Here is a 26,217-nt window from a genome sequence, read left to right as displayed (position 1 = left end):
TCAAAGTGCCCTTGTGGTAATTTGCGCTGCCATCTTACTGATCGCGGGTGATATTGATGTAAATGTTGAACTTGCCGATTCAAGTTGAGCTGATACAGAGTCCAATGCAGCCGCGATATTACGGCTATCTGCACGGCTTAATGACGATTGAGCATTGTTAACAAATGTTGCTGCTTGTCCCGTTGCTCTGGTCAATTGAATTGCATCTGGCAATGAGTTACCGAGTGATTGAAAAGCCGGATAGCTTTTCCCTAATGGCCCAACAATATTGTTGAGTCCGGTAAGAAGACCTGGTACGCGGGTTAACGCTACGGCCGGGTTGTCTTTCATCTTCTGTGCAATACGTACCGCACTGATAGTCGTTTGCAGTGCTGATTGTGCTTGTTTGGCATAATTCACGCCATCCCTGACTTTTTTAGCCATACCTGATGGTTTCGGTATTGCATTAGACAACGCCTTTGTATTCGGAACATGGGATTTAATGGCAGGTGGTTTCAGCGATTTTTTAGGATCACCGATATATTCACGTAATGTCACCGAGGCATTGAGGGCAAATACATTACCTACTGAATCCGTTTGTTCACTGGTGGCTGTCACATCAGTAATAACAAACCAGCCACGGTAATCACCATTTCCGAATACTAGCGCGAGTGCTTGATGTTTCCGCATTGCTTCACGCAGCCGATTCAATTCAACATCCGGCGCACAATAATGTTGATGAAAGACCAGACTAATTTGAATTTCATCCAGTTTCTCACCCACGAACTGCAAGCCGGGTTTACCTTGAATTCGTGCATGTTCGGCATAATCAACACCAAACGTTACATCAAAACCATCCCAATATGTGATAAGCTCAAATTCGATATCACCTAATACTGCAAACATTATCCGTACCTCCGGCGTTCTCTCTGAATAACAATACGTTCCAGCAGTTTTTCTAATTCACGCATACTCAGGTTTAAGGCTTGACTAATATCGGGTATAGCCGTTTGTTGTTTATCACCAATGTATATTTGCGGGGCGAAAGAGATAGAAAAACCGTTATTGTTGTTGCTGGCATCTTTATAACCTGTTCGTCTGACCGGATTGCCTGACATCATCTCAGGAGGTGAAATTTGTGGGACATCAGGGGTCATTCCCTCAGCTAGACGCTGAGTGGCACGAGCAGCTAACGGCGTAGTACGATCAATACCAACAACCGCACCTTGCACAATATTATCGCCAAATCCCATAAATATCCGACTGGGGGATTGAATACCCAACGCTTCTTTAAACCAGCTAGAAACTTTGCCACCAAAGTTTTTAATGGTGTCCTTAGCCGTGGTCAGCATATTAGAAATACCATTAACCAACCCATTAACCATATTTTTACCAAAATCAGTAAAATTATTGGGTATATCAATGCCAAACCATTTCATAACGTCAGCAAATGTTTTATAGAACAATCCCAATGGCGACCAATTTAAAATTAATTTACTGGCCTCAAATATTCCGCCATCAAACGCATTAGTAATGTCATTCCATCGAGCTGTAAACCAACCTTTGACGTTAGACCAAATATTTTTGATTCCCTGCCATCCCATTTGGAAAGCGAATTTCACTAAGACCCAAAGCCGTTTAAAGAAATTACTGATGGGCTTCCAATAGCGATAGATAAGATAAGCGGCCACTGCAATACCAATGATGATCAATCCGATAGGATTCATTAATAGTACGCGTCCAATCCACAAAATAGCTCTGCCAGCTACCATCAAGCCCTTATAGAGAGCACTACCAAGGGTTCTGCCCAACCAGAGAGCTGCTCCGGCTATTTTCCCCAAGATGTTTGCAACGACACTGAATCTGCCGCCACTACCGATAGCCATTCGAAACAGTAACCACCGAGTGCGCATTAACATTGCGCCTTTCCAGATATCAGTTATAGGGGAAAGCAAAATATTAAGACCTAATCTGACACCGATTGAAGCTGCTTTGAATGCCAAGAACCCGCCGACCAACGTGACAACATTGCTGATAAGTTCAGGATTAGCGGCCAGCCATTTTCCGGTCTTGTCCATCAATGGAATAAAGGTTTCAGCTAACTGTATTAATGCTGGACGCAGCGACTGACCAATGCTAATAGCCGAATCATTAAACTCAATTTGAGTACGCCGCCACTGTGCTTCTAAGGTATCGTTTTGTTTATCAAAGTCGGTATCAACAGATTTTTGAGCCGAATCAGTCCCCATGCCTGTTTTGATACGCTGATAATCTCCCCAACGTTGCCGCATGGACAAGAGATGGTTGACTGTCTGTACGTCGGTGAAAATAGAGGATAGCCCGAAGGATTCCATGAGCATACGCTGTGCATCTTCATCACCTCTGGCTCCCGCTTTTTTCCACTCTTTCATGAGATCAGCGCCTTTACTCTTGATAAAGCGGTCTGCGATCATGATTGAGGCTTCATATTGTGAGTACCCCGAAGAAACATATCTGCTCATTGAGGTTTGATAATCGACGTCAGCTTCAGCGTATCTTTTGGCAATATCACCACGTCCCATTGAAGCTAGCCAATTCCTCATATTGGTAGCTGCTTCACCTTCCGTTCCTGCGCCTTCACGGCCAACTTCCAAGCTGGCTATAATCTGTGAAACTGCCTCCTGACCATATATTCCCTTACCAGCAAATTGCTGCGCCATTTCTGGAAAGTATTGGGCGAGATCTTTTAATTCAAAACGACCCGATTTAGCACCGAAAACGGCTCGGTTAAAGGCTTCCTTTAGCGCTTGATCGCCTTCAATTTTCAGGGACTCAAAGGACAGAGCCATTTTGGCTAAGAGCCTATCCCAATAGGATTTTGTTCCAGACTATAATCCCGCAGGCAAAATGTAACATAGCTTCATAGTTTTCGACCTTCTTTTCCCATCGGATCAGTATCCGACGAAAGCGATTCATCCAGCTATGCGTCCTCTCGATAACCCATCTTTGAGCTTTAAAGTCCGTATTTTGGCAGGCATCTGATTCCTCCTTGCGAGACTGAATATGCGGCTCGTAATGCCGACTTCGTAGATAGTCTTTCAGCCATTTAGCATCATATCCCTTATCCAGACACAGCCTGACCTTTTTACCCGGCTTGCCTGTCTGAAGTGCATCGAGCGTATCTGCAACCAGTTTGATATCGTGCGTATTTGCTGCGCCAACAACGAGTGAAAGAGGAAGCCCGTTAGCCTCGGTCATGAGGCTGCGTTTTACGCCTTGTTTCCCTCTGTCTGTGGGGTTACGACCTGTTTTTTTGTCCCCGCTAAAGGGGATTTGGTCATGCAACCATCCAGTGATAACCACGACCAGTCGATGATCGCGAGGTGCTTGCAGGCCAGCAAACCGTTCTGCCAGAAGCGTTCAAAAACGCCGGCGTCACGCCATTCCTGAAAACGACGGTGAGCCGAACTTGACGAGCATATTCCTGTTGCATTCAGGGCATTCCATTGGCAGCCTGTTCTGAGCACAAAGAAGATGGCATCCATAGCGGCGCGGTTATCAACCCGTTTGCGATGTGTACCTAGCGGATGCTGAGTTTTATGTTCGGGGATAAGTGGCATCATTTTTTCCCAAAGCTCATCACTGAGCCGCCATTTGTTGTTTGTCATACTCTCTATACCTTCAGAAATTATCCGTTCTAGAATATTATACAACATGACAATTCCTTTTGGGATAGGTTCTAAGTCATTAATATTAGCTTTGGATGCCGTGGCGACGCGGCCCAATAATCTACTCATATCGGTCGATTTCATGGGAGATTTTCCGGCGGCAACCAATGTACCAATACCTTCCAGCAGAGTTTCTTGTAATTGGTTTGTTTGCTTGGCGTTCTGGCGCAAGATGATTCCGATTTTTTGCTCTTCTTTCGGAGACAAATTGCCCGTGACAGCTATATCCCTTAATCCTGATTCAAAAGAGGCATACTTTGTTACGGACTGAACAACGGGAGAGGATATCGTGCGAGTTAATGCATAGGTTTCGGCTCCCTGTGCATATAGCGCCATACGATTCGCTTTGGCTGCATCACTCATACTAGCCGTAGACTGTAAGCGCTGTTGCTGGCGGTTCAACTGTTCCAGTGTTCGACTGATGCGTTGTAGATCCGCATTCAAACGCTGGGCACTACGGGAACCAAGTTGACCGTAACGTTCAACAGCACGGTTCAGTGCCTGCTGTCGGTTCTCCAGTTGGCGAGTCGTTTCTCCCAGTGTTCCTAGAGTACGGCGTGTACCAGACATGGCAGAACTGAACGCACTACTAATGGCTCCACCAATAATGACACCAATGGAAAATTCTGTTGACACGAATTAACTGCCTCCATTCTCGCGTTTGATTTGAGTGTTGGCCTCATTCAACCAACATTCAAATTCATCCAGCGCCAGATTATCAATCTCGCTCGGCTGGAACCGGAACCATCGTGCCAACATCGCCGATGCTTGCCACACTGTTTTTATTTCCCTGATCCAATCCGATAACTTGCTGAAATCGTTTCTGTAGTGCCAGATAATCAGCGACATCCATCTGTTCGATATCTTCTGGTAACAATCCTGTCGAACGTGCTATCAAAATATCATCCCAGTCAGTAGGATTTTCGCTGGCTCGCCGGGCAGCCTTGATATCTTTAACTTTCAAACGTGATAACTGAAGCTCTTCAATGCGAACGCCAGCAGCTGTGGTATAGGGAAATTGAAGATGGTAAGTCGTGGTTGACATGATGATACTCCTCTGTAAGTTTCATTCAGTATCATTCATGTATGGAAACGGAAATATTAAAGGGGATTAAAGAAGAAAGGGGCTGATGCCCCTGTCATTAGTGAGTGCGAAAGCCTTTACAGTTACGGAAAAAGTCTATCAGATATTCTTTCCCTTTCGCTGCACCGATATCGGAAAACCAACCTTCCGGAGGAGTCCACTTATCAATCAAGTTGGCAAGCTTTCTGGCTTTGGAGCGAGTGCAGTCATGATTTAGTTTAACCTCCAATATTGATGCGATAATCGGTCAGTTGATCAATGCCGCCAACACGGAAGATATTGGCCAGATAATCCAGTTCTAACAGCTCCTCACCATCCAGTACCTGCTTAATATAGGTACTGGTAAAGCTACTGGAAAAATCAGCATTTTCATGTTGCTTAAATGTGCCCAGCGGATTCTTCTTAAATAAAATGGTCAGATATGTCACCAATGGCACTTCATCAATGCGCCCCTGTGAACTGAATTTCTGGACGCTGGAACGGCACTGCAATGCCAGAGATTTATAGGGATTGGCAGCAGATAACATGGCGTCACGGTAGAAACTGTTCCACTTGATCTCGCCTTCCAGTTTATCGAAGCCTGCCGGTAGCTCCACTTTGCCGACCATCCCCAGCGCCTTATGCTCCTGCATGGTCATGGAAACGTCTGGCAGTTTCACTTCTTCAGCACGTCCCAACAGGTTATTGCCGTCAATATAAATATTGGCGTTGGTGATGCGGTTAATCTCTATTTTTCCGGCCATTAATTATTTCCCTTTAAGTTCAGCAAATATTCAGAGGTAATTTCGGTCTCAAATGTCAGCCGTTCCAGTGGTGGTGGCGGTGTGTACTTATAACTGAGTAACAGATGACCTAATGTCAGCTCCGTTTCTTCGTTATGGGTCGGATCAAACCAGCATTTGAATCCCAACAAAGCGCCATCAGCAATCAATTTACGACCATAGGCATTCACAGATTCTGTCAGGGCATCTATCAGCGCTGGCGTGATCGGCATATCGATATATTGCTGACTGAAGTAACGCAGGGATTCATTAATCACGTCGCCCGTTCTGCGCACGTTCTCGAAGTTACGCATGTGTGTCACAGTTGGCCACGCGGCGGTACGGTTGCCCCATAAGCGCAAACCAGAGCCATAATTATTGAACACTGTAGTAATCCCTTGTTCATTGAGCTGGTTCACTTCACTTTGTGGATCGTCAATTATGGCGGATAGCTGACGCTCAATACCTGTGATCCCCATAATTTCTTGATTGGAGGATGACCACCAAAAACCTTTGTCTGCATCAATCTTGGCACGCAGCCCTGCCGCACGAGATGACAAGGGTTCCAAGCGCTCGCTATTGCTTTCCGCATCATAGACTTTGACGTGTGGGTAACACAGCCGGACACGATCAGAACTGGTATTAAAATTGATTGTGCCAGACAGGCCGCGGCCACTGATAGCCTGAACAAAAGTGGTACCTATCGGGGCATCAATATAAGTCATAGCACCCAATTTAGTTGCAAGGGCAATCAGTTCTGTTGTCACACTTAGCTGGGTACAGTAGACAGGAGCCAGCAAAATCTTGGCAAAGAACCCATACAGGTTATAAGTATCATTCAGCAACTTCATACCTGTACGATTACCCGCTGCACTGATGCTGCCAATAATGTCAGCAGGCGTCACTAATGTAGGGTCGGCAAAGTCATAGCTGGCAATCACGGTTGCGCCAGCAGCAATGTTTTTACCGATATTCTTGAGGCTGCCTGTTTGAGCATCCAGAGAATAATCTTGCCCTTCTACATAAGGTGCACTACCAGAGGTGGCTTTTAGCAAGACATTACTGACCACGGGATTAACCAATTTCGCTGTTCCTGTGGTTTTATCAAAGATAATGCTTTCACTGGCAACATTAGTTTTATGCACCTCAGGATCAAGAACATTAATGACCAGCACAGTTCCCGCACCATGATCATAAATAGCATCTAGTGCTTGTGGGATGGTAAAACCATTCATTTGAGCACCAAATTGAGCTGCATCTTTTTCTGACAGACAAAGTGTCACTGCATTTACTGGCCCTATCGGTGCAGTACCAATTAAGCCGATCACGGCGGATTTCACTGTCTTGACAGGACGTGAGCCTTTTTCGACTTCGATAGTTTCGACGCCATGCAAATAATTAGCGGCCATCAGTGACCTCCTCAGACTTTTCTTTTTTCTTCAGGATATTTTTTTGCTGTATCTGACAGTGGATGAAGATATTGCAGCGCGATCAATGTCTTCACATAATCATGCTGCTCCGGTAAATCAACAGTTTTTCCTGACCAGAGCAAGACTTCAGTGCCATCAGCTAAAGTGACGCCGCTTGCTGGGCCTGTATAGAGGTATTTCATTGTTCAGTTCCCTCATAATTGATTTGAGCTAACAGCGGACCATCCGGTAACTCACTGTCTTCGATAAATACACTTTCAGTCGCAAAATCCAGCGTGTATTGCCACAAGCCAGCTATCTCACCGAGAAATGTATCCCGTACCAGCCAACATTTACGTTGGCAGTTCGGTGGTTGGAATCCACCGAGAACCCGGCGTACATCATCCAATGTGGCAACGGCACCGTGACGTCCATTAAGCTGACGAAAAACAATGGTGGCATTGAGCATGACAGTTTGTGTCTGCAATACCGTCCCAACATCTTCAGGCTTGTCGAAGCGAGAGCCGGGATAGCTGATTAAAATGGCTCCTACCGGATGGTTCAGCCTGAATTCAGTTGGTCTTTCAGGGAAATACTCCACCTGTAAGCCAGGTAGTTTTTCTCTTAGCCTCATGACAATGGCATCAATGATCGGCGAAACATCCATCAGTATTTCTCCAACATTCCTTTACTCCCCCCAAAGGTGGGACGACGCGCCCGAACACGAAACTCCCCCGATTCAGGGGCATCTTTTCCTGTGGAAAGCAGGCCCAGTGTCAGTTTGGCATCTCGGATGTCAGCCAGTTGGCGCAAAACAATTTTGTAATCATCTATCACGGCTTCAGGAATAGAACCCTCTGGACGGCGGGCATACAGCCGATAGCGTGTTAACGTAATGGCGGCATCACGTAATACCGTGGGAACCGCCACCAATGGCAGGATATAGCGCCCACGTAAATGGGCGTCGATGAGTTCATCGGCATAGCGAATGGCGCTGTTAACCACAGGCTCATTGATCGTCTGGGCATTAGGCTCTTCGTTAGACAGCCATATCAATGATTGCGTTGGTATCTGCTCTTGCAAGTCTTTCAATGAGCAATACATGTCATATGCCACGTAAGATGCGAATAACATTGCCGGCAGCAGTGGCTTCATCCAGCGCAAATCCGACAGATGTTCCGGCAGCATTCTCCGCAAAACTTAGTGGCACTGCACAGGCATTCTTATCTGATTGTAGGACTTGCCCGCGAGCTATTGGCCCACCAGCTTCAACAGCAATAATGCCCAATACATTGACCGGAACGGCATCACCTACTGTCGCATCCATTTCTGCTATACCAAGTGCAACGGCTCCAGACTGACACGGCGCACTATCAGCACCAACTAAACGATGCTGGATGATGTTCGCACTGGCGATAATTGTTGTCGTCAATACGGGTTGTTGTGTTACTGCCATGATGATGTCTTCCTTACTTCACAATGTTGGTAATCAGGTAGCCGGCATCACCGCCAACAACCGCAACTTTATAAATATCGGTATAACGACAGTAATTGACCTTACCGCCTACACCTTCATATTTATCCGCTACAGGCATCCCTTTGCGGCGAAATGTATAGCCAAAGGATGGTTCATGTTCATCAGCGCTTTCTGCTCCTGCCTGTGGAGGTGATACATAATGCAACATCAAATTATCAGCCCAGATATCAACGGGATCTTCTTTAATACTTGGGGTAGAAACAGGTTCACCAACGACAACGTTCTGGATTTGGAAAAGGTCTTTGAGTATTTCTATTGTGATACGTTTACGTTCGTTGGCTCCAATAGCTGCCTGAATTTCAGGGTGGAACTTCAACAATGACATCACGCTAGCCCCTATTGTCATGAGGTTTGGACGTACACCAATGGCAGTACGAACAACATCAATTCCAGCTTCAATGACTTTGATTGGATTACCTTTGCCACCAGCCCAACGTTCATTAGCTGTCAGACTCTTCACCGAGTCACTAAGATAAACTTCAGGGTCTTGTGCTAATCGAGCTGCATACAGTTCGCGCTTGAGGTTCACTCCATTGGTGGAACGACGGATTGCCTTTGCTTCTTCATTAAATAAAGATTCTGATTTCTCGCGATAATCAACAGGTGCAGCTAGATCATGTTCGTTGAGCACAATATCTAACGAAGAGCTTTTCTCACGGATCAAAACGTTACTGTTGGCACCAACAGCACGCGTGGTGTCATATTCCACAAAGGCACTTTTGCCAAATGTCGGCACACTAGCACCTTCTTTCTCCATTTCGACAATGGGAAAAATATGTTCACCAATGAACACTGCATTTTTATAGCCACGCGCCACGCTGGTTAGCACAGGGTCAACAATACGTTTGCCTTTCAAATAATCAGACATTTATCTCTCCTCAATAGTTACGGTCACAGTGTTACAGGCAGCGGGTAACGGCTACGTCGTAACTAATACCTTCTTTCTTCGCCAGAGCGACGGCTTTTTGATGCAACGCTAGACGTTCAGGATCTGCATCAGAAAACTCAGCAATATCTGATGATGTGTTTTGGTCAACCCGGTCTTTTGTGGCATGTTCACCAAAATCAATAACAGGCTGGGTAGAACTCAGCAGATCTTTAAACGCGGTAGCCAATGGTTTTTTCACATCACCTTCAGCAAACTCGACAGGGGAATCTCCTTGGGTTACAGCGTCCAGCAAGGCGACCACGACAGATTGAGCAGCAGGTGCCAATTTGCCGTCTGCGATCAGCTTTTCGGTAAATGCCACGTTTCCGGCATGTTGCTCAGTTTGTTTGCGCTTTGCGTCGGCGACATCACGGGCAACAAGCTGTTCTTTCAGACGGGTATTTTCATCTTCGAGCGCTTTTTTTTCTTCATTCGTCACGGTGCTTTCCTCACGTTGATGTGTGTTATTGGGTTCATGAAAGTCAGGAGCAGGCTGAGTCGTGCTGTAAGCTTCTTCACGTAATGAATCCACCTGCCAAGAAGGAAGCGCTTTGTCTGCTTCGTCCATACCGAATTTACTAATCAAAAATTCTCGCAAGCGCTCCCAAAGTGAAGCGTTGGTGATATCACTCCAATCAGAGAACTCCACGACACCATATTCTTGTTCACTGAATTCAACCCGCTTCAGTCCTTTAATGGCGGGTGGCTGCGCCCCCAAAAAGCCGACATGACGCAAATAGAGCACGCCGGGTTTAGGGTTGTTTGGGGAATCAGGTAAATAGAAAGAAGCAGAAATTTTTTTATAGCGACCTGCATCGACCAGTTCAGCGAACTGGACATCAACCTGTTGAGGCTCTGCAATCAAGTCATCACCGGAAGACGTCAGCGATTTAACCCAACCATAGGCGGGTAAATTGTCTTTTGGATGCCCAATCACAATCGGTGCTTCATGCAACGATGAGTCATAAGCCTTTGCACAAGCTCGCAAATCTGAGGGGCTGAACGGCAGTTGTTTGCCATTCATATCGGTATGTGTACCGGATTTGAAAATGTGAAGTGACTTCATTTCACTGCCTCTATTACGTTAATAGAGACAGTTTCACCACAATCAGAAAAAACTACTTTTAATCTGCTTTAGAAAAGACTTGGGAAGGAAATAAGAAAGTGGAGAACTGCATGCAATTAGATACCGAAAATTTGAGTCTGTAAACGCTTTATAAAGTTTTTTGCGAATAACAATGATAAATCACCCGCATAGGGAGGCAAAGTTTAACGGTGCGCCGCTGATTCAAGATGTCGTTGAATAGTACTTAATACGGCTCTTACTGCTTCTGGTGATAATTCGCCTTGTTCTGTTACGGGCAGATAAGGCCGGGCTGGTAGCAATAAAGATTGATTGCGGCCAGCTTTACCTCCCAATTGATGAATACGCCCGTAGACTAAGTTTGTACCGACAACTGCCGTGTGGGAATCATATCGGGTACTGACTGAACGCATCAAACGAGCAGTTTTTTGCAGCGTCTGACCACCACGTTCCTTTGCAGCCACAGAGGGTATCCATGCCGGGCGTCCTTCAGCTTCAAAGTTAAAGGCGGTTTCTGCTGACAATGTCCCAGCAATTTTACGCATGGCAGGTGTCAGATCATTAGCAGCCAATTCTAACGCCCGCAATCCGCGTCTTAGGTCTCCATCATTAATGGTGATAGTGAGATTACTCATTCTGTTCTCTCAGTTCGCGGCGGGCCAGTCCAGATAGCTCTCCCTGATATCTGGTCAAATCGGGACGATATGCTGCCCCCGGTGAATATGACCAACCTACATCAGTCGCCACTTTTGTTATACCTGTGTTGAATGTAGCAACGGGCTGCATCTCACCTGTTTTTTGTGAAACCAATTTCAACTCCCAGCCCATTGTTTTACCTGAATTCATAACTTTCATCCCTCTGGCACGAACATCATCATGACTGAGAGCAATCACACTACAACGGCAACGCCAACCATTAGGAGGGTAGAAGGCTTGCCAAAATGGGTCGTCAGAGCGAAATACCAAACCATGCAATGCGAGATGGCTCTTGCGTGTATGGTTATCGTTGATACCTGTATACATCCAGTACGGTCGGTCATCAATATTTTCCATCTGTTCGGCCCAACGGCCTGCACTGTATAGCACTGACATATTGGTACGAAAGATAGTATCAAGGCGCCACAGGCTACCTTGCTGAACAGTGACACGCTCCCCTGTAACGGGGTCATCGGTTTCTTGCGTTCCCCACCACCCCTTACGTCTTAATGTTGGTTCCAGCTCCTGACGAAACCAACGATCAGTCTTGCCTTCATCCAATGCCTGCTGTAGAGCCTGGCGAATATCTTCCAGAATATCCAGACGCGTGACTTTCGCCACCGTGAATGCACGGGAATGAGTCTCTTGCCAAAGTTCTTCCCAATCCCACGTTATCTTGTAGCCCTTAGATTGCAGATAACCAATGGCTCGCTTGGGAGGTAATGTCATGCAATACGCCAGTTCAGGCGTGGTTATGCTCATGCAAGCGCCCCCAAATGTTAGACACAAACAAAACCCTCGCTAACCGCTCTTGCAAACCATCTGCGTCCATTTGTGGATAAAGCTCGGCTAACTCTCCTATAAGATTGCTGGGATTAGCACCGTTTTGAGCACGATGGAACAAAGGAAGTAGCAGAGATTCCAATGACTCACTCAATGATCCTTCATTCATCAAAATATCCAGCGCTTCATCTAAGGTGTCCTGTGCTGCTAAATCTGCGTTAACAGCTTCAGAGAACGCCAGTGGGAGTGGTGGAATAGGCGTGGTTGACAAGGTTGTTTCATCAATATCCCCATCCTGCAATTGATATTCGCGTTTCCAGTATTGCGGAGTAAATCTGACACCAGCCTGACTCAACTTAACATCACGATTAGTCTGTGTTTCATCAACCGATTGCTGTTCCCAAAGACGATAGACCGGACATTCAACATTACTGAAATTCAGTTCTACAACCCAGCGTATGACTTGATTGATGGCACTGGCAATGATATCAGCGTCAGCATCACGAATATCATCCGTTACCTCCAATCCCGCTTGGGCAGAGGCTTTATTGCTGTTTGCTTCGGTTGTTTGGTTTTGTCCCAGTAACGCAATAGAGATCTCACTGCGAGCAACGGTAATTAAGTTCTGGTAAATATCACTGCTGTCTGATTTACCGGCTGCCTCTTTAATCTCAACGGAGGAATCATCAGGAATGGCGGCAACTGCATCATCAATCATCGCTTCCATCGAATCCAATAACAGATCAATTTCACTTTGTGGCGTACCTCGTGGATGCTTTCCAATTACCCACGGTGAACCATACTTCTCAGCAAAGCGTACCCAAAACTTCATGCCGCCTTTCTTAAAGGTGACGGGCCAGAAGCACATTGATAAATCTGGAAATCCGTAAGGGTTGTCATAAGTAGCATCTTGACGTGGTGTTACAAATTTATAGAGAGGAACCAGTTCTCCTTCAACGCCTGCATCACGGGCACGAAAACGCAGTTGGTTATCACGGTCATAGTGGAACCAGTCAGGCGGTTTGCTGACAATATCCATCACTGACCATGATTGATTCTGGTTCCACATCAATTCACAAGGCTGATAGCCGTATAGAACAGCGTCATGCATTTCGCCAATGATACGTGACATATCCAAGTCCGCGAGCATGTCACGGATAAAGTTAAAGACTTGCACAGGGGCATTGCTGCGTTCTAGACCACGCTCCAGTGCTTTCACTCCGGCCTTGCGGCGGCGAATACATCCACCAACTAAAGGATCAGTACGTAATTCACGATAGATACGAATATCCCGCCCTTGGGCTTTGAGAATAGGATCAGGATTAGGTAGATATGTCCCCAGACCGTAGAAGTCAATGGAACGGTTACGCGATGCAATTTGTTCAGTGAACGACTGCTTTGATTCGGAAAAGTTAATAAATTCTGTTGGTGAAACCCAGATACCACGTGCCATTAGTATCCCTCCAGCATACGTGCAGACTGACGGCGTCGGCGGGAACTTGCCTTCACCGGACCTTTGTTAATTTCACGGCTGGCGAAATACGCCAGAGCAAGGGCTATCGCTGCATCACCGTGGCGCTTGCAGCCATCCGCTTTTGCTTTTGAGCGCTGATCAGGTACACGGGGAACACCGTTAATGACCTGTACTGCCCTCAGGTCATCCAAAGTGTCTTCATCCTTTGGCAGTGCCTCCAGATTGCCGTCTTCCAGCGCAGCCTTCACCGGGGGCATATTGTCACGGTACCAACCTTCGGTGGGCATGACTTGCTGCACACGGCTGGCGCCATATTTTTGCATGGCATATTCGGCCAGATAAGCACCGTTACCACGGGCATCAAAGGCTGCACCCAGCAGATTAGGAAGTCCATCCATTAGATACCAAGTGATTTGCTCCTGTTGTTTAAATGGCACGTTGCGCAGCTCCAGCACAAACGGCACTCTGCGTACCAAATTTTTTTGTTGCAGCAATGGATAATCCACGGACAAATCGCCACTGCGGCCAAAATCGCGTCCCAGAAACGAACGAGCATCAGAAGGCAATGCATCCAACAACGGCTTCAGGTTGGCTTTTAGCCACTCTTCGGTATCTGTGCGGCGTATTTCATCGGATTTAAGCTCATATCCTTTCGGGCAAGTTAGTCGCAGCAGTGGCGTATCGGGAGACATCCGAGATTCAATCAAAGCGCGGGACAACCATGCTCCGCCACCATTAGCAGGAATACAGTCCAATTCTTCTGATGCCCCAGCTCCGTAGAACTTGTACACCGACGTCATCCACTGTTGTTCAGCCTCTTGTAACCATTCACGTCCGGTACGTAAGCAGACACGGTGGAATAGTCCTTCAGCCACAGCTTCCTTAAAGGTAATACGGTGGATAACGCCATCTCTGCGTCCTGCCCGGATATCGTTCAGCAACTCATTAAACAAGTTGCTATCCCCGTTATGGGTGGAGATCACTCGCACTTTACCGCCCCAGATAAACATAGCTAGCGCCGCTTTCAGTAATTCATCGAGCTGTTCGTGGAAAGCAGCCTCATCAATGACAATGATCCCCTGACGGCCACGCAAGTTAGACGGACGGCTAGAAAGCGCCACTACACGGAATCCAGAGTCTGGAAATTTGATAGTGAAAGTTTTGATGTGCTTATCATCTTCGTCTTCTTCCCAGAACCCTTCTTCAATTTCACTGGCCGCATAGTTGAAAGCACGAGCCCACATTGCACAGGCTTGAATATATTCAATGGTCATATCTTGGTTATAGGCGATGTAATACACATTCATGCCACCCGCAGCGGCAGAAGATGCGGCGATGAGTACATTATCTGACGCTTCAGCCCAAGTAATTCCCGTTCGACGACTCTTCTCATTGACTTTAAAAGGAGATGAGTCGGCCACCCATCGTTGCTGGTATGGCAATAAGACGACAGGTGCTGCTATTGAGGAAGTATCTGGTAGAACAGGTGCAAGCTGACTCATGTAGCAATTCCCAATATTTCCCGACGTAATGCAGCAACTGCTTCGGCAGATAATCCACCTTTGCGTGCAATTTTCTCTGCATTACTTGCAGCAGTTTCAGCCCGTGCCCGGACTTCAGATTGGAATTTTTTCAGATTCACGCTAGCACGAGAAAGTGTAGCTACGTTTTTTGCCACCTTTGAAAGCAGTGTGACACGCTCTTTTGGCGCAATTTCTCCGTCTTCAGCTTCCTGAAATTGAATAATACTTTCAAAAAGTTCAGTCTGAATTAAAGCAATCACAGCCTCAGAACGTGCATCTTGATCATCCACGGCACCTTCTGTGAGCATCCGTGCTGCTTCTGTTGCCGCCCGTATTGCACCGTATCGCTTTTCTATTTTTTGTCCATAACGGTGAATAGCGGATTTACTGATCGTGTAGCCTTTATCTTTCAGCAGGTTTTCCAGTTCCTGATAACCACTAAACCCCGATTCAGTCAGCGCCCGTTCCAGCCAATGCCGAACGTCTTCAGGGAGTTTATCGATTGTACTTCGACGCGCCATTATTCACTCCAGTACTTTTCAGGACGAGCAATGCCGGGAGCACATTCGACCGTATATTCAACAACATCAACACCCATGCGCGTCAGATCAGCAAACCAACTACCCGATGGCTGTTTATTGAGGTCAATTAATTTACGGTCGGCCAGATAATCTAGTTCCTTACGTAATTCCAATGCAGTGACGTCAGGATAAATCGCGCGAGATATATCCAATAACAGAGTTTCACTGGCGGTATACGGGCGGGTTTTATTCAGTGCAACCAACAGACTCCAGCGCAATGATTCACGACGAACACGAGCAACATCAATCATTTTTACCTCCGGCAATTCGGTGCTGCTGCACCATCTCTAATTTGCTGTAAAGCGCATCCAGCTTGGCTTCAATTACTGTTTGACCACGAATATAATCTTCACGGCGCACGTAATTCAGCGGCAAGTCAGCCTTAAACTGCATAAACTCACGTTCGAGCTGAGACCAATTGTCTACGGAATTTTTAAGCGCTTGCTCTAACGAGGCGTGTCTTTCCTCCTGTCGCTCTTCGGCTTTGCTGAATAACCACTTTGCGATACCAAAAACAAAACCAAGGAAAGAGAGCAGAAAACCTACAGCTGCCCAAAATTCAATCTGTAATGTCATTGTTGTAATCCTTCGATGTAATCCAGCAGGCCATTGACCTGCGCTTTCAATGCAAGACACTGTTCTCCGTTGTCGATGATATTGGCGAGGATATCTCGTTGCGTGATACCGGATGGCCGTAGTTGGGCATCAGAGCTTTCATTTCCACGGGACGTTTCATCAGCGCCGGTGGTAACGGAGGCAAGACGAGTTTGTTCACCGGACAGGCCGAGGGCGGCGTTGTATTGCTGCACGAAGCCACGAGTAAACACACAATTAACAGGATGAAACTGTTGTTTTTCATCTATCCAACTCTGGGTAACATGGTCAATTTTCCTCTTCAGTTGTTGGTTCTGAGTGCGGAGTTGTTCAATATCGTTGAGATAATTGGCTTCTGCCTGATGCGCTGAGTTGACCTGCATTTGGTAACGTTGCTGCAAGGCATTGAGTGCTGCCAGCTCCCGTTCTGCTCGCTGCTGTTCCTGCAAAAGAAATTCAGCTTTCTGCTGTGCCAATGCGGTATTTCCAGTATCTGTTGCTGCCTGAAAGCCCGTGACATGGCCTCTCCAGTAAGCCAACGCGAGCATGCCGATTAGTGACAAAATCAATACAACAGGTTTAGCCCATAATTTAATTGGCACAGCTGGTACCTCCCCAAGCCAAATAACGAGGTGCGAGTTCCAGTAATATGCGTTTGGAATAATGTCGATTTTCTTTCCATGCTGACGCTCTACGTCCAGCATTCTGAGATTCAACATGGCCGAACCAGACCCACGGATTGAGACCAACTACCTTGGTTTTCTTCTTATCCCGTAGTAACCAGCCTAAGCCCCCATTATAGGAAGACAGCACCATCGCCATTCTTTGGCACTTATCGACAGCTTTAATGCGTTGCCATAGCCAATGATCATAGTGAACCATCGCCCGTATAGACCAGACTGGGTTGAATGGTTCTTTATTAGATAATTCAGGGATACGTTGACTGATCCAGTTTGCGGTTGCAGGCATGAATTGAGCCATGCCCTGAGCACCGACAGGAGAAACTGCCCATGATTTCCAACCACTCTCTTGATGCAACTGGGCAGCAAAATCTGCCACAGGGGCATTCAATCCCCATACCACACGGGATGCCCGTATCAAATCATTGCGGTATTGCTGCGAACGGTGTGGTGGTTCGTCAGCTAATGCTGGGCTGACCATACCGCCACACCACAGCAACACAATTCCGATAATCTGCCGCCAATTCATAATCACAACCCTGTAGCTACGCTCAAACAGGTAGCGGCAACAATCAGTGCACGGCGTATCAGAACGGCAGCAAACACCATATGGTAGCCAGTCTGAACGGGATATTTTCCTTTTTTCATGAGTATTTCATCATATTTCAGATACTGACCGGGCCTTGCTTTCGGGAATAAACTGCGGTCTAGCCAGTACCCCAAGACAACAGCCAGAGCAATAAGCGACAATTTGTAGATCACAACAGGGACTTGTTGAGGGGAAACTAAACCGATAGTGATCAGCAATAGAACAGCTGTTAACAACCAGCCACCGAGGCGTAATTTTTTGATAAGTGATACAAACGATTTGAAAGTTTTCACTGAACTGTCTCCGTAGTCGTTGATGGAAACAGTTTTACCAATTTATTGGGAAAAGGATTTTAAAGGGCGTTAAGAGCACATCAGAAAAGTAAAAGACAGGATAAGAGCGACCTGCCTAACGCTCGAACACTGGGTAGGCTATCAACTCACAGACATGTACTGTGAGCCAACCGAGGCTCTTTCCGCTATTGATTATTGATTATTGATGACCGGGAAAGCCTAACTCATTTTCAGCTAATGAAAAAGGCTTACGGATAATGAAAGAACAATCTTTACCTATCGTTCCGTGGATTGGTGGTAAACGCCGATTAGCAAAACATATTTTACCGTTATTTCCTGAGCATACCTGTTATGTCGAACCGTTCTGTGGTGCTGCAGCGCTGTATTTCCTAAAAGTACCGAGCAAATGTGAAGTAATTAAGGATATTAATGGTGAGTTGGTGAATCTTTATTGCGTAATAAAACATCACTTGGAAGAGTTTGTCCGGCAATTTAAATGGGCATTGGTCAGCCGCCAAATTTATAAATGGTTGCAGATTACCCCCGAAGAAACGCTAACCGATATTCAGAGAGCAGCGCGTTTCTACTATCTCCAAAAGCAGGCATTTGGCGGTAAGGTAGCAGAACATACTTTCGGTACTTCTACCACCAGCCCACCGCGATTTAATTTGCTCAGAATAGAAGAAGAGCTATCAATGGCTCACCTGCGACTGGCAAGAACGATTATTGAAAATATGAACTGGGCACAATGCGTTCAACGGTACGACAGGCCACATACGCTGTTTTACTGTGATCCGCCGTATTGGGGTACAGAGGGATATGGCATAGAATTTGGGCTTGATAACTATGATCTGTTAGCAGAACTAGCGCATACCATCCGAGGGAAAATGGTAATTTCAGTGAACGATATTCCAGAAATGCGCAAGGCGTTCAAAGGGTTGACAATGCAAGTAGTCAATATCGGGTACAACTTGAAAATTACGGGGAAAGTCAAGCAGAGTAAGGAGCTGATTATTTGTAATTTTTAATAACCGAGGATGGCAAAGCAATATATTTGCTTTGCCATTTTTTACCTTTAACCTAAGCCAATAGAACGGGATACAAACTGTAAACCTATTCCGAGAGTTTGGCTAATTAAAGACCTTAATGCTTCTTTACTTTCAGTCTTCAGTGTTTCCTTAATACGATCACCTAATGGGGTTTCTAAACTATCAGGGATTACTTTGAGAACCTCAAACCTTCAGCGGTTAATACGGCTCTATGACAACCTTCAGAGCTCATAGTCCCTACCAAATAACCATTCGTCATAAGCCAATCCACTGTATCCAGAAAAAATCTATGATCTTCTACTGTAGTACAAAGTTCGTCAGAGTATATTCCATCAGAATATTGAAGGGGTTCACCGATTATCTCTATAGATAAAAGATCTATCTTTAAAGGAAATGACTCATATAGTTTCCCAAATATAATACCTACAATTTCATTAAATTTTTCTATATTTGTAGTAGACATAAATATCCTATGTGTTTCTAAAGTTTCAATTCCAACGTTCCACCAGGTACATTCTGTTGATCTAAACAAACAGATTGGCAAGCTGATTTAGATATAGATAAAACTGTTTCGTTATCCTCTATATCAAGAAAACAATTATTTCCATCGGCTATATAATCATTGGGAAGTTTGGTATTTTCATCAATATGAAATTTGATGGTTGTGCGTGAAAGATAACTGTTTTCGTAAACTGTGATGTCAGTAAATTGATCAGCATATTTATCCAATCCTGGGCACATTTTCCTAATAGTTGGCAATAGTTGATTGATAGCGGGATCATCTGTTGCTATCGAGAACACAGGGGCTGGAGCTTTTTCAGACTCAATCTGAACGCTATTTTCTGTCTCATCACCACACCCCGCCAAAAGAAATATTGTGGGAATTAATAAGTTACGCACAGTCCATACCCTTATATGAAATAGAAAATAACTATATTTTTAAGAATTTCTACGTCGTAAGATTACATCTATGGTATCAAGAACATTCTGATTTTCATCTATTATCCTATTTTCTATCTTCCTGTGCTTGTCCATTTTTTTTCCACAAAGCATTACCAGCACGGCCCAAGAAATAAAGATTATCAATATCTTATCATTAAGTACCAATACATTAGTAAGTCCTCCACCAAAAAATATCATATAAGCGTTCCATAGGGCAAACGTGAATGCTATAAGCATGAGGCTAAGTAACAGCAGGCAAGGTGTATTGATGTAATAATGCCATTTAGCATCTTTATTTTTTATAAGTAATTCTCGTTTTATAGCAAGTAATTCCCGACTATCCCTTTCATGAAGCTCACGCGGGCGAGATGGCATGGGGTTAATATTGACGACTGAACCTACATGAATAGAACCATGATTATTGCCACCAACGCTGATGGTTATTTGTCGTTCCTGCCCATCTTGGGGAAGTTGTTTAAGGCTATCAAAAACTTGTCCTGCTAATGTTTGTAATTCTTCATCTCTTCTGTCCATGCAAATCCTTTATTTTTTAATGATTAACAACCAGTTTTAATACTCTGTCAATTCTACTGTCATCGACAACCGACTCTTTAATTAAAAAGTTATATATTTTTGATGATTGCAGGACGAGTTCATCGGGCGTCCAGCGGCGATTAGCTTGTTGTGCCATCGAATCTAGTTTATGAACAATTTTTCCCAGTAATTCTGCATCTATCTCACTGTTTTTGTAAGCGGTAGAGGCTGACTGTTGAACTTGACCTGTTATTAGGTACAACACATCAAGACCCGCTTTTGCCCAAAGGCTTATAGCATCAGCTCCTGGTGCAGATTCATCTTTTTCCCACCTTATCTGTGATTTTCTTGATGCACCAACCATCTCCGCGAAATCAGACTGACTAAACCCCAATCGCTCACGCTCTTTTTTTAATCTCTCACCAAGAGACATTTTTGTCACCAAAACCCTTTACAAGTCCCATTAATGGGACAATAATGTCATGTATTGTACAAACATCATTGCATTACCGGAGGCCATAGCATGACACCCGAGAAAATTAAAAGCCGCTTTCATCAACACGGCATCACTATTACCCAATGGGCACAGGAGAACGGGTATTCCCGTGAAGCTGTATACCGAGTTCTTAATGGACAATCCAAAGCTAATTACGGAAAGGCCCATGAAATAGCTGTAAAGCTAGGTCTGAAAACGCCAAGTTTAGGCATTTAAATTTGGCCTAACTATTTTATCACTTTATGTAACAGATTATCACATATTGAAAAGGGAGAATGTGACATGCGCAAAATTAACGTTTCCAGTTCTGGTACGCGCATATTACGGGTTCTTAAGGCTCTACGTGGTCATTCCTTGTCTGGGCTGAGTAATGGTGAATTAGCGGAATTACTGGGGGAATCTCCCGCAAATATTAATCGTGCACTAAATACATTAATAGAAGAAGGGCTAGCGCAAAAACTGAGTAGCGGCAGATATGCACCAGGTATGCAATTACTGCAAATAGCACAATCGTTCTCTAATGAAATGGCTAACACTCAAGCCAGAATTACAGAAATGAATCAGCGCGTTCTAGCTGGTAGCAGAAATTAATTAACAGGGGATTTATATAATGGCACGCTCAAAAAATACAACATCAGTAAAACTGGCCGAAGATGTTCAACTTGCCGACGATCTGCAGGCCAATCTCAACGCTATGACAACACACCGCCTGCAAATCATGGAGCAATTTGGTGATGGTTTGCCGTATGAACGTGATCGCATTGTCCATGAAACCCGTTTCTACATGGCTCAGAGTGCTGAAGCAATGTTAGAAGCTGGGAAGCGTCTCATTATTCTTAAAGAGAATGAACCTCATGGCGAGTTTGTTAACATCGTTAAGGATCAACTCGGTTTGGAACCCCGTATTGCCCAAAAAATGGCACAAGCTGCACTCAAATTTCTTTCACCTGGATTAGAAACAAAAGCGAAAACGTTTTCGCTTTTGGGACGTTCAAAACTGTATGAATTGATGCTTGAAGACGATGATGAACTGTCTGAATTGGCTGAAGGTGGCACTGTAGCTGGTCTGACATTAGATGATATTGATCGTATGTCTGTCCGCGAACTGCGTAAAGCCCTGCGTGATACACGCGCTGATCTGGATATTTCACGCCAGACGGCGCAGGAAAAAAAGGAACTGGTCAGTAGTTTGATTGAAGAGAAATCTGAAATCCAGCACAAACTTCAGCGCCGAATCAATCATGAAAAACCTGAAGAAGAAGGTGCAGCTTTGACACAAGAGGTTAATTCATTGTCTTTTGCTGTTGATGCCGCTATCACCAATCTTTTCAATGGATTTAAAGCGCTTAATGACCATACCACACGTACCGACATTAGCCATATTGGGTTTATGGCGGGCGTACTTGATGACCTTGAAGTTAAAATTCATAACCTGCGTAACCACTTTAATCTGCCTGAATATAGAGAACGTAACACTATACCTGATTGGGCTAGAGAAGGTGCGGAGGCAGAAGAAGAAGGATTCAAACGACCAGAATGGATGGATAAGGAAGAGGAACATGAATAAATTTGAATTGAAAAAATGCTTGAAAAGAAACTGAAGAAATAAGGGTAATAACATGAATACCACAATGACCGAACGATTAGTTGCTATTGCACAAGCAGCACATAAAGCCGGACATGGCAGCAAAGAGGCAATATATCGGGCGGCTTGTGAAGAGCTGTGTATGTCACGTTCAACATTGATTAAAAAACTTGGTGAAGTTTCCGGCAAAAAGCCACGCAAGAAACGTTCCGATGCAGGTAATAGCGCACTGACACGTGAAGAAGCAACTTTGATCTCAGGGGTATTGATGGAGGCCACTCGTAATACAGGGAAACGGTTATATAGCCTCGAACAGGCCGTTAATGATCTGCGTTCAAACGGCCTGATTAATGCAGGCCATATTGATACCGAAACGGGCGAATTTTCACCGTTATCCATTGATGCTATTAGTCGTGCATTGCGCCAGTACAAACTTCACCCTGAACAGTTGAAAGTGTCTGCACCCAGCCTACAATTGGCTAGCCTGCACCCCAATCATGTATGGGAATTAGACGCCTCAATTTGTGTACTGTATTACCTAAAAAATCCTAATAAAAACAATGGAGTTGACAGTGGATTACGCATGATGCCTGTGGCTGAATTTAATAAAAATAAGCCGAAAAATTTGGCTCGTATCATTAATGATCGCGTTTGGTCTTTTGAATTAACAGATCATACAAGTGGCTGGATATATGTTGAATACTTATTTGGCGGTGAAACCAGTCAGAATTTTACTTCTGTGTTGATTAACGCAATGCAAGATCGTGGTGATGCAGATGTATTACACGGTGTACCTCAAATTTTATTTACTGACCCCGGTTCTGCTTTGACAGCACCTACACTACGTAACTTGTGTAAGGCCCTAGGCATTCAAATGATACAACACAAGGCCCGTAACGCCCGTGCTACGGGCTCTGTTGAAAAAGCGCGTGACATCATCGAACGCAATTTCGAATCCGGTTTACGTTTTCGACAGGTTGATAATATTGATGAACTTAACCGTCTGGCACGGCTATGGCGTATGAAGTTTAACCGCAGTGCAATACATAGCCGACATGGACAAACCCGTACAGATTGCTGGCTAAAAATCACAGCAGAACAGTTAGTCAAAGCACCTGCCATTAACGTTTGTCGTGAATTGGCAATTGGGGCACCAGAAAGCCGTAAAGTACAGGCAACCTTGCGAGTATCTTTCAGAGGACGTGAGTATGACGTCAGTACTGTTCCTAGCGTGAGTGTTGGTGATTCAATCATGATCACCCGCAATCCGTGGCGTGACGAAGAGGCACAAGTAGTCATTACTGGTGAAGATGGCTTTGATACTTTCCATCTTGTTAATGAAGTTACTAAAGATGAGTACGGCTTTGCCATCGGCGCACCTGTAATTGGTAGTGAATTCCAAGCCATTCCTCAAACAATTGCACAACGTAATTTAGCCGAAGTTGAACAGAAAATCATGGGGACAAACAGCACGGCTGAAACTGAAATAGCACGTAAATTGAAAACACTTCCCCTCAATGGTCGGTTTGATCCATATTTGGATATTGAACGTAATGATGCACCAACGTATATGCCAAAACGTGGACAAGCCTCTACGGTACATAGTCCACGAATTGAACAGCTTATGAACCCCGTTGATGTTGTCAAAATTTTACGTGAACGGTTCCAATCACATGGTAAGGCATGGTGTGGTGAATTTTATCAGCAAATAGTTAAATGCTTTCCTAATGGTGTTCCAACAGATCAAATTGATGAGTTGGTTGATGAATTCATGGGGAAATCAACAACTGTTGCACGCAGTATTGTTAACGGTAATTAATTTTTCATGGTGTATATTAAGGAAAAGAAAAATGGCAATTAAAATTCATGATCCACTGCTTTCACTGACAACTCAAAATACAACTGAGGTTTATTTATAAAAGAGACACAGTTTGTTTTCGTGAAACTCATTATAACGTAAGAAGTATACAGGATATTTTGCCAGGGAATGATGTTGCTATCTCTTATTATCAATAGCATATGCAGAAATAAAGATAGCCGCTTAACGGGGGATTATTATGCTGGTGTTTAAACAGCAGTTACAGGCACATCAGTTAACGCAAAGTGCAGCAGCAAGTGCGGCAGGAATTTCAGCGGCGGCGTTGGCTCAAATTGTTAATCACAATATATGGCCACGACAGAATGCAGGTGCAATTCGTCAGCGTATTACTGAATTCTTGGCAAAAAGAGGTATCGATACTGCAAAAAGTTTTGAGGTGGTACAAACAACCGATAAATCAGACACCTATACCGATAATAAAAATACAACCCTCATTTCTGCGGAGGAAAACATGTTACTAAAAAAACAAGTGTTATTTCCAGCTACGAAAAAGCACTTTGGTTTATTTCGTGATCCATTTGAAGATAATGCAATTCAAAGTGCTGAAGATGTTTTTGTCACTCCAGATAGCCGTTATGTACGAGAAGCCATGTATCAAACAGCCCGCTATGGTGGTTTTCTGGCAGTATCAGGGGAATCGGGTTCAGGTAAAACGACACTGCGTCGTGATCTTATTGACCGTATTAACAGGGAAAATACCCCCGTTATTGTTATTGAACCCTATGTATTAGCGATGGAAGACAATGACGTAAAAGGTAAAACCTTAAAAGCATCAAACATTGCTGAATCTATTGTGAATACCTTAGCACCATTGGAAAACTTGAAACGATCGCCTGAAGCACGCTTCCGCCAGTTGCACAAGATATTGAAAGACAGTTCACGGGCAGGCTACCAACATGTATTAATAATAGAAGAAGCACATTCGTTGCCTTTACCGACATTAAAACACCTTAAACGATTCTTTGAACTAGAAGATGGATTTAAAAAACTATTATCGATCATTTTGATTGGTCAGTCTGAGCTGGAATTGAAGCTATCTGAACGTAATCAAGAGGTTCGTGAAGTAGTGCAACGTTGTGAAGTTGTTAATTTGTTTCCTCTTAATGATTATCTGGAAACATTTCTGGATTTTAAATTTAGTCGCGTAGGTATGAAGGCTAACAAGATTTTAGATAATAGCGCTATTGGTGCTATCCGTGACCGTTTATGTCTTAGTCGGCATAGCAGTAAAGAAACTGTTAGTTTATTATATCCATTAGCTATCGGAAACTTGATTATTGCAGCTATGAACATGGCTGCAATTAATGAGATACCTATGGTTGATGCCAATATCATTCGCAGTGTTAGCTGAAGAGATCATTATAAGAAAAAGTTTTACTTAACAATTAATATTAACAATATTCATATTAAAATTGCCTTATAACAAGTTGAATATTCAAGGTGGATTCGACTAATTTCTGATTTTATTAATTTCAAGTTGGTTACAACAAGGACGGAACATACCATAACCAAAGAAATGGAAGTTTTGGAAATATTAAGTTCGGCATTTCATTGTCGATCTACTTGAAAAAAAGGTTTCTTTGTTGAGGAAAAGAAGAAAATATATTGGTATTAATAAACACATTTATTAAGTAACAGGGTAATTAAACATGGCAAAAAGAAAAGTTATGTTTAAAGCTACAGCGGCTTCCTACACCCGTAATTCTGTAAATAAAGCTGTTGTAAAAGATATTAATGAAATATCAATTAATTCAGGTAAAGAAGATTTTTCAATTATCCATTTGAACAGAAAATGAAGTAAGGAACATACTTATGAAAATAACATGTAATCACTGCAAACAACCTGTTGAAAAAATGAATCTAAAACAAGCCAAAGTTATCCAGACTCCTGAGTTTGGTGAGTGGGTTGTCGATTTAATCTTGGTTTGTCCACATTGTAGCCAGCAATACGGTGTATCTGTGGCAACATGGGATTTACAGCCACTGGAGACCACTCATGGATAAAACGGTCTTATACCGAAAAGTAAGGT

Annotated in this window: 34 protein-coding genes and 1 pseudogene; 8 read left to right on the top strand and 27 right to left on the bottom strand. The window is 44.3% G+C overall.

Annotation, left to right across the window (positions count from 1 at the left end; all coding sequences use genetic code 11):
- The 23 genes and pseudogenes from VY86_RS17790 to VY86_RS17680 form a co-directional block, all read right to left on the bottom strand.
- A complete protein-coding gene (locus VY86_RS17790; protein ID WP_046975940.1) occupies positions 1-885 on the bottom strand; it encodes a phage tail protein in 885 nt (294 codons plus the stop codon).
- On the bottom strand, positions 885-2,807 hold the full coding sequence (locus VY86_RS17785) for a phage tail tape measure protein (protein WP_238591491.1): 1,923 nt from the start codon (positions 2,805-2,807) through the stop codon (positions 885-887). The genes VY86_RS17790 and VY86_RS17785 overlap by 1 nt, the downstream gene beginning before the upstream one ends.
- A gap of 13 nt (positions 2,808-2,820) precedes the next feature.
- Positions 2,821-3,578, bottom strand: a pseudogene (locus VY86_RS24255) (IS5 family transposase).
- 747 nt (positions 3,579-4,325) lie between these two features.
- Complete coding sequence (locus VY86_RS26310; RefSeq protein WP_105395088.1) at positions 4,326-4,445, bottom strand: GpE family phage tail protein; 120 nt, start codon at positions 4,443-4,445, stop codon at positions 4,326-4,328.
- On the bottom strand, positions 4,405-4,731 hold the full coding sequence (locus tag VY86_RS17770; RefSeq protein ID WP_011147612.1) for a phage tail assembly protein: 327 nt from the start codon (positions 4,729-4,731) through the stop codon (positions 4,405-4,407). Before VY86_RS17770 ends, VY86_RS26310 begins: the two co-directional genes overlap by 41 nt.
- 257 nt (positions 4,732-4,988) lie before the next feature.
- Positions 4,989-5,513 (bottom strand): phage major tail tube protein, encoded by a 525-nt coding sequence (locus VY86_RS17765; protein ID WP_011147613.1) that lies wholly within the window; start codon positions 5,511-5,513, stop codon positions 4,989-4,991.
- Entirely contained in the window at positions 5,513-6,940 is a 1,428-nt protein-coding gene (locus VY86_RS17760; protein WP_046975939.1) for a phage tail sheath subtilisin-like domain-containing protein, read from the bottom strand. Before VY86_RS17760 ends, VY86_RS17765 begins: the two co-directional genes overlap by 1 nt.
- An 11-nt stretch (positions 6,941-6,951) precedes the next feature.
- Positions 6,952-7,143, bottom strand: a complete 192-nt coding sequence (locus tag VY86_RS17755) for a hypothetical protein (RefSeq protein WP_046975938.1) — start codon at positions 7,141-7,143, stop codon at positions 6,952-6,954.
- A complete protein-coding gene (locus VY86_RS17750) occupies positions 7,140-7,607 on the bottom strand; it encodes a Gp37 family protein (protein ID WP_046975937.1) in 468 nt (155 codons plus the stop codon). Before VY86_RS17750 ends, VY86_RS17755 begins: the two co-directional genes overlap by 4 nt.
- The gene (locus tag VY86_RS17745) at positions 7,607-8,044 is read right to left on the bottom strand and encodes a gp436 family protein (protein WP_046975936.1); all 438 of its coding nucleotides are present in this window, start codon (positions 8,042-8,044) and stop codon (positions 7,607-7,609) included. Before VY86_RS17745 ends, VY86_RS17750 begins: the two co-directional genes overlap by 1 nt.
- 1 nt (position 8,045) lies before the next feature.
- Positions 8,046-8,396 carry a capsid cement protein gene (locus VY86_RS17740; protein WP_046975935.1) on the bottom strand — a complete coding sequence of 117 codons (351 nt, stop codon included), beginning with the start codon at positions 8,394-8,396 and terminating at the stop codon, positions 8,046-8,048.
- 13 nt (positions 8,397-8,409) lie between these two features.
- A complete protein-coding gene (locus VY86_RS17735) occupies positions 8,410-9,345 on the bottom strand; it encodes a hypothetical protein (protein WP_046975934.1) in 936 nt (311 codons plus the stop codon).
- A 31-nt stretch (positions 9,346-9,376) separates the two neighbouring features.
- Complete coding sequence (locus tag VY86_RS17730) at positions 9,377-10,471, bottom strand: hypothetical protein (protein WP_046975933.1); 1,095 nt, start codon at positions 10,469-10,471, stop codon at positions 9,377-9,379.
- 203 nt (positions 10,472-10,674) lie between these two features.
- On the bottom strand, positions 10,675-11,124 hold the full coding sequence (locus VY86_RS17725) for a phage virion morphogenesis protein (protein WP_046975932.1): 450 nt from the start codon (positions 11,122-11,124) through the stop codon (positions 10,675-10,677).
- On the bottom strand, positions 11,117-11,947 hold the full coding sequence (locus VY86_RS17720) for a phage head morphogenesis protein (RefSeq protein WP_046975931.1): 831 nt from the start codon (positions 11,945-11,947) through the stop codon (positions 11,117-11,119). The genes VY86_RS17725 and VY86_RS17720 overlap by 8 nt, the downstream gene beginning before the upstream one ends.
- Positions 11,928-13,421 (bottom strand): DUF935 domain-containing protein, encoded by a 1,494-nt coding sequence (locus VY86_RS17715; protein ID WP_046975930.1) that lies wholly within the window; start codon positions 13,419-13,421, stop codon positions 11,928-11,930. Before VY86_RS17715 ends, VY86_RS17720 begins: the two co-directional genes overlap by 20 nt.
- Entirely contained in the window at positions 13,421-14,944 is a 1,524-nt protein-coding gene (locus tag VY86_RS17710) for a Mu-like prophage FluMu protein gp28 (protein ID WP_046975929.1), read from the bottom strand. Before VY86_RS17710 ends, VY86_RS17715 begins: the two co-directional genes overlap by 1 nt.
- Positions 14,941-15,486, bottom strand: coding sequence for a DUF3486 family protein (locus VY86_RS17705; protein WP_046975928.1), 546 nt, complete (start codon positions 15,484-15,486; stop codon positions 14,941-14,943). Before VY86_RS17705 ends, VY86_RS17710 begins: the two co-directional genes overlap by 4 nt.
- Complete coding sequence (locus VY86_RS17700) at positions 15,486-15,797, bottom strand: hypothetical protein (protein WP_046975927.1); 312 nt, start codon at positions 15,795-15,797, stop codon at positions 15,486-15,488. The genes VY86_RS17705 and VY86_RS17700 overlap by 1 nt, the downstream gene beginning before the upstream one ends.
- Positions 15,790-16,122: a hypothetical protein gene (locus VY86_RS17695; protein ID WP_011147627.1), complete on the bottom strand. Its 333-nt coding sequence runs from the start codon at positions 16,120-16,122 to the stop codon at positions 15,790-15,792. The genes VY86_RS17700 and VY86_RS17695 overlap by 8 nt, the downstream gene beginning before the upstream one ends.
- Positions 16,119-16,742, bottom strand: coding sequence for a hypothetical protein (locus tag VY86_RS17690; protein ID WP_052760869.1), 624 nt, complete (start codon positions 16,740-16,742; stop codon positions 16,119-16,121). Before VY86_RS17690 ends, VY86_RS17695 begins: the two co-directional genes overlap by 4 nt.
- The gene (locus VY86_RS17685; RefSeq protein WP_046975926.1) at positions 16,732-17,349 is read right to left on the bottom strand and encodes a transglycosylase SLT domain-containing protein; all 618 of its coding nucleotides are present in this window, start codon (positions 17,347-17,349) and stop codon (positions 16,732-16,734) included. The genes VY86_RS17690 and VY86_RS17685 overlap by 11 nt, the downstream gene beginning before the upstream one ends.
- Before the next feature lie 2 nt (positions 17,350-17,351).
- Positions 17,352-17,702, bottom strand: coding sequence for a putative holin (locus tag VY86_RS17680; RefSeq protein WP_046975925.1), 351 nt, complete (start codon positions 17,700-17,702; stop codon positions 17,352-17,354).
- Positions 17,703-17,959: 257 nt separating this feature from the next.
- Between VY86_RS17680 and VY86_RS17675 the strand changes: the two genes are divergently transcribed.
- A complete protein-coding gene (locus VY86_RS17675; protein ID WP_046975924.1) occupies positions 17,960-18,730 on the top strand; it encodes a DNA adenine methylase in 771 nt (256 codons plus the stop codon).
- 190 nt (positions 18,731-18,920) lie between these two features.
- Here the strand turns inward: VY86_RS17675 and VY86_RS17670 are convergent, their stop codons facing one another.
- From VY86_RS17670 to VY86_RS24250, 4 genes are read right to left on the bottom strand one after another with little or no spacing between them, the layout of a single operon-like run.
- Positions 18,921-19,214 carry a hypothetical protein gene (locus VY86_RS17670; protein ID WP_229015620.1) on the bottom strand — a complete coding sequence of 98 codons (294 nt, stop codon included), beginning with the start codon at positions 19,212-19,214 and terminating at the stop codon, positions 18,921-18,923.
- 17 nt (positions 19,215-19,231) lie between these two features.
- Positions 19,232-19,651 (bottom strand): hypothetical protein, encoded by a 420-nt coding sequence (locus VY86_RS17665; RefSeq protein ID WP_052760868.1) that lies wholly within the window; start codon positions 19,649-19,651, stop codon positions 19,232-19,234.
- Positions 19,652-19,690: 39 nt separating this feature from the next.
- Complete coding sequence (locus tag VY86_RS17660) at positions 19,691-20,227, bottom strand: hypothetical protein (protein WP_046975923.1); 537 nt, start codon at positions 20,225-20,227, stop codon at positions 19,691-19,693.
- A gap of 16 nt (positions 20,228-20,243) precedes the next feature.
- Positions 20,244-20,660 carry a helix-turn-helix domain-containing protein gene (locus VY86_RS24250; RefSeq protein ID WP_082111258.1) on the bottom strand — a complete coding sequence of 139 codons (417 nt, stop codon included), beginning with the start codon at positions 20,658-20,660 and terminating at the stop codon, positions 20,244-20,246.
- A gap of 90 nt (positions 20,661-20,750) precedes the next feature.
- Between VY86_RS24250 and VY86_RS17650 the strand changes: the two genes are divergently transcribed.
- The 7 genes from VY86_RS17650 (at position 20,751) to VY86_RS17625 (ending at position 26,191) form a co-directional block, all read left to right on the top strand.
- Positions 20,751-20,939: a DNA-binding protein gene (locus VY86_RS17650; RefSeq protein WP_036777229.1), complete on the top strand. Its 189-nt coding sequence runs from the start codon at positions 20,751-20,753 to the stop codon at positions 20,937-20,939.
- A gap of 66 nt (positions 20,940-21,005) precedes the next feature.
- Positions 21,006-21,314, top strand: coding sequence for a helix-turn-helix domain-containing protein (locus VY86_RS17645; protein ID WP_040153029.1), 309 nt, complete (start codon positions 21,006-21,008; stop codon positions 21,312-21,314).
- A gap of 19 nt (positions 21,315-21,333) precedes the next feature.
- On the top strand, positions 21,334-22,290 hold the full coding sequence (locus tag VY86_RS17640; protein WP_046975922.1) for a hypothetical protein: 957 nt from the start codon (positions 21,334-21,336) through the stop codon (positions 22,288-22,290).
- Between the two features lie 52 nt (positions 22,291-22,342).
- On the top strand, positions 22,343-24,127 hold the full coding sequence (locus VY86_RS17635; RefSeq protein WP_046975921.1) for a DDE-type integrase/transposase/recombinase: 1,785 nt from the start codon (positions 22,343-22,345) through the stop codon (positions 24,125-24,127).
- A gap of 238 nt (positions 24,128-24,365) precedes the next feature.
- A complete protein-coding gene (locus tag VY86_RS17630; RefSeq protein ID WP_046975920.1) occupies positions 24,366-25,538 on the top strand; it encodes an ExeA family protein in 1,173 nt (390 codons plus the stop codon).
- 298 nt (positions 25,539-25,836) lie between these two features.
- Positions 25,837-25,983 carry a hypothetical protein gene (locus VY86_RS24935; protein WP_158019981.1) on the top strand — a complete coding sequence of 49 codons (147 nt, stop codon included), beginning with the start codon at positions 25,837-25,839 and terminating at the stop codon, positions 25,981-25,983.
- A gap of 16 nt (positions 25,984-25,999) precedes the next feature.
- Positions 26,000-26,191, top strand: coding sequence for a hypothetical protein (locus VY86_RS17625; protein ID WP_036843673.1), 192 nt, complete (start codon positions 26,000-26,002; stop codon positions 26,189-26,191).
- The last annotated feature ends 26 nt before the right edge of the window (positions 26,192-26,217 follow it).

The organism is Photorhabdus thracensis, from assembly GCF_001010285.1.
GTDB classification, from domain to species: domain Bacteria; phylum Pseudomonadota; class Gammaproteobacteria; order Enterobacterales; family Enterobacteriaceae; genus Photorhabdus; species Photorhabdus temperata.
The sequence above is the reverse complement of the archived record's forward strand: the minus strand, read 5'-3'. Positions and strand labels throughout refer to the sequence as shown.

Bases quoted from the DNA above. Each gene is read 5' to 3' on its own strand.
- VY86_RS17790 (WP_046975940.1), bottom strand. From the start codon at position 885: ATGTTTGCAGTATTAGGTGATATCGAATTTGAGCTTATCACATATTGG.
- VY86_RS17785 (WP_238591491.1), bottom strand. From the start codon at position 2,807: ATGGCTCTGTCCTTTGAGTCCCTGAAAATTGAAGGCGATCAAGCGCTA.
- VY86_RS26310 (WP_105395088.1), bottom strand. From the start codon at position 4,445: ATGTTGGCACGATGGTTCCGGTTCCAGCCGAGCGAGATTGATAATCTG.
- VY86_RS17770 (WP_011147612.1), bottom strand. From the start codon at position 4,731: ATGTCAACCACGACTTACCATCTTCAATTTCCCTATACCACAGCTGCT.
- VY86_RS17765 (WP_011147613.1), bottom strand. From the start codon at position 5,513: ATGGCCGGAAAAATAGAGATTAACCGCATCACCAACGCCAATATTTAT.
- VY86_RS17760 (WP_046975939.1), bottom strand. From the start codon at position 6,940: ATGGCCGCTAATTATTTGCATGGCGTCGAAACTATCGAAGTCGAAAAA.
- VY86_RS17755 (WP_046975938.1), bottom strand. From the start codon at position 7,143: ATGAAATACCTCTATACAGGCCCAGCAAGCGGCGTCACTTTAGCTGAT.
- VY86_RS17750 (WP_046975937.1), bottom strand. From the start codon at position 7,607: ATGGATGTTTCGCCGATCATTGATGCCATTGTCATGAGGCTAAGAGAA.
- VY86_RS17745 (WP_046975936.1), bottom strand. From the start codon at position 8,044: ATGTATTGCTCATTGAAAGACTTGCAAGAGCAGATACCAACGCAATCA.
- VY86_RS17740 (WP_046975935.1), bottom strand. From the start codon at position 8,396: ATGGCAGTAACACAACAACCCGTATTGACGACAACAATTATCGCCAGT.
- VY86_RS17735 (WP_046975934.1), bottom strand. From the start codon at position 9,345: ATGTCTGATTATTTGAAAGGCAAACGTATTGTTGACCCTGTGCTAACC.
- VY86_RS17730 (WP_046975933.1), bottom strand. From the start codon at position 10,471: ATGAAGTCACTTCACATTTTCAAATCCGGTACACATACCGATATGAAT.
- VY86_RS17725 (WP_046975932.1), bottom strand. From the start codon at position 11,124: ATGAGTAATCTCACTATCACCATTAATGATGGAGACCTAAGACGCGGA.
- VY86_RS17720 (WP_046975931.1), bottom strand. From the start codon at position 11,947: ATGAGCATAACCACGCCTGAACTGGCGTATTGCATGACATTACCTCCC.
- VY86_RS17715 (WP_046975930.1), bottom strand. From the start codon at position 13,421: ATGGCACGTGGTATCTGGGTTTCACCAACAGAATTTATTAACTTTTCC.
- VY86_RS17710 (WP_046975929.1), bottom strand. From the start codon at position 14,944: ATGAGTCAGCTTGCACCTGTTCTACCAGATACTTCCTCAATAGCAGCA.
- VY86_RS17705 (WP_046975928.1), bottom strand. From the start codon at position 15,486: ATGGCGCGTCGAAGTACAATCGATAAACTCCCTGAAGACGTTCGGCAT.
- VY86_RS17700 (WP_046975927.1), bottom strand. From the start codon at position 15,797: ATGATTGATGTTGCTCGTGTTCGTCGTGAATCATTGCGCTGGAGTCTG.
- VY86_RS17695 (WP_011147627.1), bottom strand. From the start codon at position 16,122: ATGACATTACAGATTGAATTTTGGGCAGCTGTAGGTTTTCTGCTCTCT.
- VY86_RS17685 (WP_046975926.1), bottom strand. From the start codon at position 17,349: ATGAATTGGCGGCAGATTATCGGAATTGTGTTGCTGTGGTGTGGCGGT.
- VY86_RS17675 (WP_046975924.1), top strand. From the start codon at position 17,960: ATGAAAGAACAATCTTTACCTATCGTTCCGTGGATTGGTGGTAAACGC.
- VY86_RS17670 (WP_229015620.1), bottom strand. From the start codon at position 19,214: ATGTCTACTACAAATATAGAAAAATTTAATGAAATTGTAGGTATTATA.
- VY86_RS17660 (WP_046975923.1), bottom strand. From the start codon at position 20,227: ATGGACAGAAGAGATGAAGAATTACAAACATTAGCAGGACAAGTTTTT.
- VY86_RS24250 (WP_082111258.1), bottom strand. From the start codon at position 20,660: ATGTCTCTTGGTGAGAGATTAAAAAAAGAGCGTGAGCGATTGGGGTTT.
- VY86_RS17650 (WP_036777229.1), top strand. From the start codon at position 20,751: ATGACACCCGAGAAAATTAAAAGCCGCTTTCATCAACACGGCATCACT.
- VY86_RS17645 (WP_040153029.1), top strand. From the start codon at position 21,006: ATGCGCAAAATTAACGTTTCCAGTTCTGGTACGCGCATATTACGGGTT.
- VY86_RS17640 (WP_046975922.1), top strand. From the start codon at position 21,334: ATGGCACGCTCAAAAAATACAACATCAGTAAAACTGGCCGAAGATGTT.
- VY86_RS17635 (WP_046975921.1), top strand. From the start codon at position 22,343: ATGAATACCACAATGACCGAACGATTAGTTGCTATTGCACAAGCAGCA.
- VY86_RS17630 (WP_046975920.1), top strand. From the start codon at position 24,366: ATGCTGGTGTTTAAACAGCAGTTACAGGCACATCAGTTAACGCAAAGT.
- VY86_RS24935 (WP_158019981.1), top strand. From the start codon at position 25,837: ATGGCAAAAAGAAAAGTTATGTTTAAAGCTACAGCGGCTTCCTACACC.
- VY86_RS17625 (WP_036843673.1), top strand. From the start codon at position 26,000: ATGAAAATAACATGTAATCACTGCAAACAACCTGTTGAAAAAATGAAT.